Genomic DNA, 10,548 nt, shown 5'->3' on the forward strand with positions numbered 1-10,548 from the left:
AGTATTTTATAAAAAAAATATAATATGCAAAGAGTAGCAATAACAGATGCGGCAAAAGCGATAGTTGAAAAACTAAAAAAACAACATGGAGATTTGATTTTTCATCAAAGTGGAGGTTGTTGTGATGGTTCATCACCAATGATTTTTCCTAAAGACGAAATGTATTTAGATGAAAGTGATATTCTGTTAGGTGTGTTAGATGAAGTCCCTTTTTATATGAATAGAGACCAATTTGAATATTGGAAACATACGCATTTAACAATAGATATAACCGAAGGTAGAGGTTCTAGTTTTTCATTAGAAATACCTTTAGGAGTTCGTTTTATTGTGCATTCTCGCTTATTGCAAAATGAAGAAGATTGATTTATGTTTTAAGAAGAAGGAATTAATAAGTTGATAAACAATTAAAAATGATTTATTTTAGTGGCTTAAGCTAAAATAAAAAGGTGTATAAGAATGAGTAACTATCACGTAAAAACATTAGAAGAATATTTTCAATTATATAGAAAGTCAGTAAGAAATCCAGAATTATTTTGGGAAGAAATAGCAGAAGAGCACTTCGTTTGGAGGAAAAAATGGGATACAGTTGTAGAGTATGACTTTTCCAAACCTGAGTTTAAATGGTTTGAAGGAGCAAAACTAAATATTACAGAAAACTGTATAGATCGCCACATACATATTAGAGGAGATAAAACAGCTATTTTATTTGAACCTAATAATCCAGATGAAGAAGCAGAACACATTTCTTATAAGGAATTACACAGACGCGTATGTAAGTTTGCGAATGTGTTAAAAGAACAAGGAATTAAAAAAGGAGATAGAGTTTGTATTTATTTACCGATGATTCCTGAATTGGCAATTTCAGTTTTAGCTTGTGCTCGAATAGGAGCAGTACATTCTGTAGTGTTTGCAGGATTTTCGTCTACGGCATTATCAACAAGAATTAATGACTGTGGAGCAAAAATGGTGATTACTTCCGATGGCTCTTACAGAGGAGCGAAAACAATCGATTTAAAAAGTATTGTAGATGAAGCTTTAGAGAGTTGCCCGTCCATAGAAACAGTATTAGTAGCGAAACGAATTCATTCTGATATAGAATTAAAAGAAGGTCGTGATAAATGGTTATCACCTTTGTTAGAAGAAGCTTATCAAGACTGTGTTCCTGAAATTATGGATGCTGAAGATCCATTATTTATTTTATATACCTCTGGTTCAACAGGAAGCCCTAAAGGAATGTTACATACCACAGCAGGGTACATGGTGTACACAGCATATACGTTTAAAAATGTATTCAATTATAAAGAAAACGATATTTATTGGTGTACGGCAGATATTGGTTGGATTACTGGGCATAGTTACATTGTATACGGTCCATTAGCAAACGGAGCTACAACTGTAATGTTTGAAGGGGTTCCTAGTTATCCTGATTTTGGTCGTTTTTGGGAAATTATTGAGAAGCATAAAATAACTCAGTTTTATACAGCACCTACAGCTATTAGAGCTTTAGCAAAAGAGAACTTAGATTTTGTAGATAGTCACGATTTATCGTCGTTAAAAGTATTAGGTACGGTAGGAGAACCAATTAATGAAGAAGCGTGGCACTGGTATAATGATAATGTAGGAAAAAAGAAAAACCCAATTGTAGATACTTGGTGGCAAACGGAAACAGGAGGAATCATGATTTCACCACTGCCGTATTTAACACCAACCAAACCAACGTATGCAACGTTGCCGCTTCCAGGAATTCAATTAGCATTAATTGATGAAAACGGAAAAGAGATTAAAGGAAATCAGGTAGATGGTCGTTTGTGTGTAAAGTATCCTTGGCCTTCTATGGCAAGATCAATTTGGGGAAATCATCAACGTTATAAAGAAACTTATTTCTCTGCGTATGATAATATGTATTTTACAGGGGATGGAGCACTACGTGACGAAGTTGGGTATTATAGAATTACAGGTCGTGTAGATGATGTAATTATTGTTTCTGGTCATAATTTAGGTACTGCACCTATTGAAGATTCTGTAAATGAGCATCCAGCAGTAGCAGAAAGTGCTATTGTAGGTTTCCCTCACGATGTTAAAGGAAATGCGTTGTATGGTTATGTGATTTTAAAAGAAACCGGAGAAGAAAGAAATCAAGACAATCTTCGAAAGGAAATAAATCAAATAATAACTGAACATATTGGTCCGATAGCAAAATTAGATAAAATTCAATTTGTTGAAGGATTGCCTAAAACACGTTCAGGAAAAATTATGAGACGTATTTTACGTAAGATAGCACACAACGAATTAAATAATTTAGGAGATGTTTCAACATTATTAAATCCAGAAGTTGTAGAAAACATCATAAAAGAAAGACTTTAGTTGTAGAAAATAAATACTGTATTAAAAATTGTAAAACCAACATATTTGTTAATGTGTTGGTTTTCTTTTGTTTAAAATTTCAGGATTGAAATTGGTTAAAGATTTGTTAAAGCAGTTAACGTTTTGTTGAGGTAGATTTAAACTGGAGCTAAAATATTCTTAAAGTTAGTGTTGTTGATTTGCGCCTATAAAAACTAAATAAAATTTAACAATGAAAAATTTATTGAAACTAGGATTTTTAGGTGTTTGTACAGTAGTTACATTAACATCTTGTGATTCTGAAAGTACATCAAACCAAGGAGAATCAATCGAGTTAAAAGCACACTCTAAAACCCCTAATTTTTTAAAATTAGAATCTGAGTTTTCAGGAGTAAAAATTTACCCTTTATTATCTTCAGAAGATAAATTAGAAGAAACTCCAAACTTTATCTATGGTTCTATGGCAGATGGTGCTGGGTTAATGAAGAATTCAGACGGAACATTTACATTAATCAACAATATTGAAGCAGATTACTCAATCGCTCGTATCAAATTAGATAAAACATTTAAGCCAGTTCATGGTGAATATATTTTAAATGCAAACGCAACTGCAAGTACAGCTCAATGTTCAGGTTCTTTGGTAACTATGGAAGAGCATGGTTTCGGACCATTATACTTATCAGGAGGTGAATGGGGAGGAGCATCTAAAGGTGTTTTCGCAACTGATCCTTTCAAAGAAGCTTCAGCAGCAGGTACTCCAAATATGTTAACTGCAATGGGACAATGGTCTACAGAAAATGCAGTAGTAATAGGTAAAGATGCTTATGCAGATAAAACAGTTTTATTTATTGGTGATGATCACTCTGATAACGAAGTTCCTTCAGGTCAATTAGGAATGTATGTTGGTGAAAGAGGAGATTTAAACGGAGGTAAATTATACGGATTAAAAGTTACTGACGAAGGAGTTACTTACGAAATGGATATGGCTGAAGGTCAAACTTACAACGCTACTTTTGTTGAGTTAACTGAAAAGAACATCGATTTATTAGATGCTGAAGCAAAAGAAAAAGGAGTAATGGGATTCTCTCGTTTAGAAGATATCGACTGGAGAAGAGGTTCTGCTAAGAACAACCGTGAAATCTATTTTTGTGTTACAGGTCGTAAAAAAGATGGTTTAATGGGAAAAGGAACTATTTACGGACGTGTGTATAAAGTAGAATTAAATGAAAACGATCCAACAGGAGCTGCTAAAATTACTTGTGTGTTAGATGGTGATAAATTAGACGGTAAAGCGAAAGGTTTCCATAGTCCAGATAACATTGTAGTTACCGATAACTATGCGTATATTCAAGAAGATCCTAACGGATATTTTGATGGAGATAAAAACCACGCTGCAAGTTTATATCAATATAACTTAAACACTGGTGAGGTTAAAAAAGTATTAGAATGTGATCAAGTAGCTGCTACGGCTGCAGGTTACGGAGCTTCTTATCAAGAAAGTGCATGGGAAATTACAGGTATGATCGACATTTCTGAAACGATCGGAGTAAACGATACATTCTTATTAATTACTCAAAACCACGGATGGGTTCCTGCTGATGGTGGTGCGTTTACAGATGCTTTAGCAAACGATGCAGCTGAAACTGAAAAAGAAGGAAGTCAATTATATATTGTGCAAGGATTAAACAGATAATGACAAACAGTTTTCAAAAAATAAAAAAGGCACATGTTATCATGTGTCTTTTTCTAGTATCTGTAGTTGGTTGTAAACAAGAAAAAACAGCTAGATATGCGAAGGTTGATAATCAAACTTTAGTAGTAAAAATTCAAGAGTATTACACACAACACCTCGATAGTTGTATTGTGCTGTTAGAAGAATTAAATACTGTTGAAACAGTTTCAGAAAAAATAAAAAAATACAAATTAGCAAGGAGAGAATTCAAGTTAATAGAACCTATTTTGGCTTTTTCTGATAAAGAAAATTACAAGAGTTTAAACGCTCCTAATATTTTAAAGATTGATGAAGAAGATGCTACGGATGTTAAAATAAGAAACCCTTTCGGATTTCAAGTTATTGAAGAATTATTACACGAAGATGAGGTAGATGCTGCTGAAGTGAATAGCATTGTAAAAACTACAGTAAACAGACTTAAATTAATAGCAGGAAACAACACGCTGTATTTAAAAAAATACCATGCGTTGTGGTTGCTACGCGATCAAATTGCACGAATAGCTTTGGTAGGAATTACAGGTTTTGATTCGCCTGTGTTAGAGCAGTCGTTAACTGAGGCTAAAACAAATTATGAAACCATACTTTTCATTATAAATACCTATAAAAATGAGTTTTCAAAAGAAAACTTATATACAGATTGGTTGAATGAAATACAAGCAACTCAAAAAGTATTAGAAGAAGGAGAATTTGCTACGTTCAATCGTTTCGATTTTATTCAAAATCATGCACATAAGCAATTAGAATTATTAGCAAATACTGCGGAAGACTGGAAAGTAGAGTTTCCGTTAACTTTAGCGTTCAATAATAATATTACTTCGTTGTTTTCAAAAGAAACATTTAATATGGATTTCTTTAACGATTACCATCAGTTAGAAAACGCAATGTCAGATGAAAAAATAGCGTTGGGGAAGAAGTTGTTCAATGATAAAAGTTTGTCAAAAGATGGAGTAATGAGTTGTGCTACTTGTCACATAAAAGACAAAGCATTTACTGACGGATTAGCAACGTTTCCGAAGCAGTTAAGAAACACTCCAACAGTATCGTATGCAGCTTACCAACAAACTTTTTTCCATGATGGAAGAGCGGGGAGTTTAGAAGGTCAGATTGTGGGTGTTGTTGAAAACGAAAACGAGTTTCATACCAATTTAAAAAATCTAACTGAAACGGTTGAAAAAGATAGTGTATATACAAAAGCGTTTACCGATTTATACGGAAAAGTAAGTGATTTTAACATCCGAAATGCGATGGCAAATTATATTAGAAGCTTAGGTGATTTTAGTTCTAAATTTGATAAAAATATCAATAAAAAAGAAAACACGTTAACGGCTTCTGAGGTTAACGGATTCAATCTTTTTATGGGGAAAGCAAAATGTGCCACCTGTCATTTTCCACCAGTGTTTAACGGAACGGTTCCTCCTAACTTCACAGAAACAGAGGTGGAGTCTATCGGTGTTCCAAATTTAGCTGAAACGGAGTTGGATGGTGATTTAGGTGCATACAATGTATTTAAAACTGAAGAAAGAAAATTCTTTTTCAAAACTACTACCGTTCGTAACATTTCAAAAACGGCTCCGTATATGCATAATGGAGTTTATGAAACATTAGAACAAGTTGTTGATTTTTATAACAAAGGTGGTGGAGAAGGTTTAGGATATCACGTTCCAAACCAAACCTTACCTCCAGATGAATTGAATTTATCAGACAAAGAAATTCAAGACTTAATTGCTTTTATGGAAACCTTAACGGATGAGTAAATTCATTCAGTTTTTATAGTTAACAAAAACGCTCAGAACACTCGTTTTAGAGCGTTTTTATTTCTAAACACAAAAGCGAAAAAATGAAGATTTAGAAAAACATACCATTTTTTGTTTTTAAAATCTATAAATTGACAGCTCAAACGAATCTAATCAAGCAAAGTATGGATAAAAAGTATATATGGAAAAAAGAATACACGGTCGTCTTGGTCGCTAACTTAATTTACATCGTGTTGTTTTACATAATTACTAACCTATATACAAAATAAACCATGCAAGATATAGATTGGATTGTTCTTTCGCTTACCTTATTATTTATTGTTCTATATGGAGTTTGGAAAACCAGAGGAAGTAAAAATGTAGAGGATTACATAAAAGGAGGAAATGAAAGTAAATGGTGGACGATTGGTTTATCAGTAATGGCAACACAAGCCAGTGCAATAACTTTTTTATCAACACCAGGGCAAGCGTTTCATAGCGGAATGGGGTTTGTGCAGTTTTACTTCGGATTACCAATCGCAATGGTAATTATTTGCTTGGTGTTTATTCCTATTTATCACAAATTAAAAGTTTACACAGCCTACGAATATTTAGAGGGAAGATTTGATCAAAAAACCCGAACCTTAACAGCCATTCTGTTTTTAATTCAACGCGGATTAGCGGCAGGAATTACCATTTTTGCCCCAGCTATTATTTTGTCGGCTGTTTTAGGGTGGGATTTAATAACCTTGAATATCATCATTGGGTTCTTGGTAATTATATACACCGTTTCTGGTGGAACCAAAGCAGTAAGTGTTACGCAAAAGCAACAAATGGCGGTAATTTTTGCAGGAATGTTTGTCGCATTTTATCTGATATTACAGTATTTACCTGATGATATTACATTTACGAAAGCCTTGGAAATAGCAGGAGCTTCTGATAAAATGAAAGTATTAGATTTTTCTTGGGATTTGAATAATCGATATACGGTTTGGACAGGTATTTTGGGAGGAACATTTTTAATGTTATCATATTTTGGAACTGATCAAAGTCAGGTTCAACGATACTTATCTGGAAAGTCATTACGAGAAAGTCAGTTAGGATTAATTTTTAACGGGCTGTTAAAAGTACCGATGCAGTTTTCTTTTGTATTTTATCAGTTTAATCCGTCTCCGTTAAATTTTAATCCGAAAGCAGGGGAGGCTATAGCAAATTCCAACCTTGAAACAATAGAGCAATATGTTAAGTTAGAAGAACAACATCGTTTTATTGAAGAAAGAAAAAAAGCATTGATTTTTGAAGGGTTAACACCTGAGAATGTAGCGCAAATTCAAGAGTTTAATGAGCAAGATAAAGAGTTAAAAGAAGAGGCGAAAACCATTATCTCTAAAGCAGATGCTCAGGTAGAAATAAACGATAAAGATTATGTGTTTATTCATTTTATTCTGAATAATTTACCAAAAGGGTTGATAGGTTTGTTGTTGGCTGTAATTTTATCTGCAGCGATGTCATCTACTGCGTCGGAATTAAATGCTTTGGGAGGTACTACCGCAATTGATTTATACAAACGAAATACCACAATAGAATATAGCGAAGAGCATTATGTAAAAATGTCAAAATGGTTTACGTTGGGTTGGGGTATCATGGCAATTTTAGTCGCCTGTGTAGCTAATTTGTTTGATAATTTAATTCAATTGGTAAATATTATCGGCTCTATTTTTTACGGAAACGTGTTGGGAATTTTTTTGTTGGCCTTTTTTATAAAGTTTGTAAAAGGAAATGCAGTATTTATCGCCGCAATAATTACACAAGTTATCATTATTGCTGTTTGGTATATTGATTGGTTGCCGTACCTATGGTTAAACGCTTTAGGCTGTGGATTAGTAATGTTGTTAGCAATACTAATCCAAGCATTTTCTAAAGAAAATTAATGTTTTTCTATACGTAAAGCGTCAATAATATCCGAAGCTATTAAAGAATTGTATCCTTTTTTACTAGCAGCTTCGTCTCCTGCTTTTCCGTGGAAATATACTCCTAATAAAGCAGCGTGTAAAGACGAATAATTTTGCGCTAATAAACCTGTGATAATTCCTGTAAGTACATCGCCACTACCACCAGTTGCCATTCCTTGGTTTCCAGAAGTGTTGAAATATAAATTTCCTTCAGGAGAAGAAATCACGGTATAGGCATTTTTTAAAACCACTACACATTGGTGTTTTGCAGAAAACTCAAGTTGTTTTTGAAAACGTTCTGTTGAGGTGTCAGATTTTCCTACCAATCTATCAAATTCTTTGATATGTGGAGTTAAAATACAATTTTTAGGAAGTAACGATTTTAACTCTTCATTTTGTGCGATAATATTAATGGCATCAGCATCAATAACTAGTGGATTCTTACTTTCAGAAAGTAGTTTTTTTAGAACTTGTGCTGTTTTTTCGTTGGTATCTAACCCAGGACCTATCCCGACAACGTCGTATTTGGAAATTTCTGGTAGTTGGGTAACGAATTCTTCATTCTCATCGATTAAGCACATAGCCTCAGGAATTGAAGATTGTATGATTTGATAGCCACATTTTGGAGCATAAGTGGTTAGTAACCCTGTACCGCTTCTTAAACAAGCTTTAGAAGAAAGTGTCGCAGCTCCCATTTTTCCGTACGAACCAGCAATTAGTAAGGTGTGTCCGTAATCTCCTTTGTGAGATTGACGAGGTCTAGTAGCTAAAACTTCTACAATTTTTTCATTTAGAATAAAGTATTTGCTGTCTTGTTGTTGAACGAATTCTTCATCTAAACCAATATCAACTGTTTTCCAGTTTTTCACATAGTTTCCATTTTCAGGAAAAAAGAAAGAAAGTTTTGGTCGTTGAAAGCTAACTACGATGTCTGCTTGTACGATAGTTTCAGAATCAGGTAGTGTGTCACAGTATAATCCAGAAGGTACATCAACAGCATATACCGTTTTTTTAGCTTTGTTGATGTTTTCTATAACTTGTTTTGTAAAACCAGTAATAGGTCTTGAAAGTCCAAAGCCAAAAATACCATCAATAATAACATCATATTCCGAAAAACTAGGAATTTCGCTAGTTGGATTAATGATAATTGTATCGTGTAGTTTTTCATAATTAATAATACAATCGGGAGTGAGAGTCTCTTTAAATTGAACTAAAAAGGGCTGTATGTTGTACTTTTTATTTCTTAAAATTCTGGCGATTGCAAATCCGTCACCTCCATTGTTTCCAACTCCTCCAACAATGGCAATTTTTTGTGAACGTTGTAGTAAAGGTTCAATAGCTTTAACAAAAGCAAGAGACGCTTGCCCCATAAGAGCAAAAGAAGAGATTTCTTCTTTTAAAATAGTGTGATTGTCTGCTTCTCTTGTTTGAGAAACATTAAGGATTTTTTCTAGTATTTTCATGTAGGTAATATACAATTTTATGCATAGTAACCAAAAAAGAACCAGAACCTTGCAAAAATTTTGCAAGGTTCAATGATGTTTTATGTGGTTTTAAGAATGTTAAATTCTAGCATTAACTAAACTCATAATACGTTCAAATTGTTCTTTAAGTCCCATGTCAGAATTATCAAACTCAATAGCATCGTCTGCCATGACTAAAGGAGAATCTTCTCGGGTAGAATCTATTCTGTCACGTTCTTGTACGTTTTGTAAAATTTCTTCGTACTTAACTTTGTCACCACGATCTATTAATTCTTTATAACGGCGAGTAGCACGTTTGTCGGCAGAAGCAGTCATAAATAATTTTAGTTCAGCATTAGGGAAAACTACAGTTCCAATATCACGACCATCCATAACAATACCTTTGTTTTTACCCATTTCCTGCTGCTCACGAACTAACTTTTTTCTAATTTCAGAAACTTCAGCAACTTTGCTTACCAATTTAGAAACTTCAATACTTCTAATTTCTTTTTCAACATTGGTTCCGTTTAAAAACATTTCAGCAAAACCAAGTTTTTCATTAAAAGTAAAAGACAAAGAAATATTAGGTAAATCAGCAACTAAATTTTCTGAGTTAAAATGGTTTTTAGAAATATAATTATGCTGCATAGCATATAAAGTAACAGCTCTATACATAGCACCAGTATCAACATAAATATAACTAAGTTCTTTAGCTAATTGCTTAGCAATAGTACTTTTTCCTGTAGATGAAAAACCGTCAATGGCTATGGTGATTTTCTTTGTCATGATAAAAAAATAGATAGCAAATATAGGGTAGAATTCTAATACTTTTGAAAGATATAGATAAAAAAGAGAGAGGTGCTAACCTCTCTCTTTGAAAACATGCTATAAATTGTATTGTTACATTTTAATAAAATTAGTAGTGTGTGTACCTCTATTACTGTTAACTCTAAATATATAGCTACCAGTAGCTAGGTCGGTAACATTAATAGGAGCTCCATCTTCTAAATTAATAGGGTTACCTAACCTTTGAGTTGTTGTTGAAGTTGTTGTTTTTTTGAATGATAAATTACCAAAACCTCCTCCAAAAAGAAGATTAACACTTTTTACAAAACTACCCGTTTGAGCATTGAAAATATCAGCTGTAGAGGCTGTTGTACCAGTATCTTTTTTAGATAAGATCATACTTCCAGTGGTAGGATTAGGAGATAGGATAAAGTAACTACTAAAATCGTTTCTTGGTAAAGTACAGTCTGTGTTAACCGTGCATAATGGGTACATACCTGTTATGTAGTTTTTAATATCGTTGAAAAACGATACATTAT

Annotated in this window: 8 protein-coding genes; 5 read left to right on the top strand and 3 right to left on the bottom strand. The window is 33.3% G+C overall.

All coding sequences use genetic code 11. The features are described 5' to 3' along the window. Positions 1-24 precede the first annotated feature (24 nt). From OU788_RS10755 to OU788_RS10775, 5 genes are all read left to right on the top strand, one after another. The gene (locus OU788_RS10755; protein ID WP_274635168.1) at positions 25-363 is read left to right on the top strand and encodes a DUF779 domain-containing protein; all 339 of its coding nucleotides are present in this window, start codon (positions 25-27) and stop codon (positions 361-363) included. A 93-nt stretch (positions 364-456) separates the two neighbouring features. Further along, positions 457-2,364: an acetate--CoA ligase gene (gene acs, locus OU788_RS10760; protein ID WP_274635169.1), complete on the top strand. Its 1,908-nt coding sequence runs from the start codon at positions 457-459 to the stop codon at positions 2,362-2,364. Between the two features lie 211 nt (positions 2,365-2,575). Continuing rightward, positions 2,576-4,036, top strand: coding sequence for an alkaline phosphatase PhoX (locus tag OU788_RS10765; RefSeq protein WP_274635170.1), 1,461 nt, complete (start codon positions 2,576-2,578; stop codon positions 4,034-4,036). A gap of 41 nt (positions 4,037-4,077) precedes the next feature. Further along, entirely contained in the window at positions 4,078-5,829 is a 1,752-nt protein-coding gene (locus tag OU788_RS10770) for a cytochrome-c peroxidase (protein ID WP_274635171.1), read from the top strand. A 272-nt stretch (positions 5,830-6,101) separates the two neighbouring features. Continuing rightward, a complete protein-coding gene (locus tag OU788_RS10775; protein WP_274635172.1) occupies positions 6,102-7,739 on the top strand; it encodes a sodium:solute symporter in 1,638 nt (545 codons plus the stop codon). Here OU788_RS10775 and OU788_RS10780 read toward each other — a convergent pair. The 3 genes from OU788_RS10780 to OU788_RS10790 form a co-directional block, all read right to left on the bottom strand. Then, positions 7,736-9,223 carry an NAD(P)H-hydrate dehydratase gene (locus OU788_RS10780; protein ID WP_274635173.1) on the bottom strand — a complete coding sequence of 496 codons (1,488 nt, stop codon included), beginning with the start codon at positions 9,221-9,223 and terminating at the stop codon, positions 7,736-7,738. The genes OU788_RS10775 and OU788_RS10780 overlap by 4 nt on opposite strands. 99 nt (positions 9,224-9,322) lie before the next feature. Next, positions 9,323-10,009 carry a (d)CMP kinase gene (gene cmk / locus OU788_RS10785; protein ID WP_274635174.1) on the bottom strand — a complete coding sequence of 229 codons (687 nt, stop codon included), beginning with the start codon at positions 10,007-10,009 and terminating at the stop codon, positions 9,323-9,325. A gap of 114 nt (positions 10,010-10,123) precedes the next feature. Continuing rightward, positions 10,124-10,548: hypothetical protein (locus OU788_RS10790; RefSeq protein ID WP_274635175.1), on the bottom strand; the 425-nt coding region annotated here is incomplete at its 5' end.

The sequence above is a fragment of the Tenacibaculum sp. L6 genome (assembly GCF_028823685.1).
Lineage (GTDB): Bacteria > Bacteroidota > Bacteroidia > Flavobacteriales > Flavobacteriaceae > Polaribacter.